Annotated in this window: 1 protein-coding gene; it reads left to right on the plus strand. The window is 64.7% G+C overall.

The window, feature by feature from the left end; all coding sequences use genetic code 11:
* Positions 1-164: 164 nt before the first annotated feature.
* Positions 165-694, plus strand: a 530-nt coding sequence (locus tag AC1DVR_RS23860) for an FAD-binding oxidoreductase (protein WP_478003106.1), incomplete at its 3' end; no start/stop codon positions are given.

Consider the following 694-nt stretch of genomic DNA (forward strand, 5'->3'; position numbering starts at 1 on the left):
TGTATAAACAACCTCTTGCAGGAAGGCGCCAGGCGGATGGATGTGTGGGCCTTTGCGCGGTTGGGGTAAGATTGGCTTGGCGGTCCATTCGCCACTCAATGACAAATGGTGGCTTTGCGGGTTCCCTCTGCCGAACCGGTGCCGCTTGATGAAAGGGTAGACCAGTGACGATTGAACCGGCCGTGATCACCCGCCTTGCCGCGCTGCTGGGGGATCGCCTTTCGACCAATGCGGGCGAGCGTGACCATCACGCGGGGCATGAAACCCACCACCTGCCACAGCTGCCGGATGCCGTGGTCTGGCCCGTGACGACCGACGAGGTGGCGCAGATCGTCCGGATCTGTACGGAGGCCAAGGTGCCGCTGATCGCGCATGGCCTTGGCTCCTCGCTGGAGGCGCATGTGGCGGCGGTACGCGGCGGGGTTTCGGTCGACATGATGCGGATGAACCGGGTGGTCTGGGTCTCCACCGATGACCTTGACTGCACGGTCGAGGCCGGGATCACGCGTGAGGCGCTCAATACCGCGCTGCGCGACACCGGATTGTTCTTTCCGGTCGACCCGGGCGCCAATGCGACCTTGGGGGGCATGTGCGCCACCCGCGCCTCGGGCACCAGTGCGGTCCGCTATGGCACGATGGCCGAGAATGTGTTGAACCTGACCGTGGTCACGCCGCAGGGCGAGGTGATCCGCAC

Source organism: Rhodobacter sp. P2_H5, assembly GCF_056403335.1.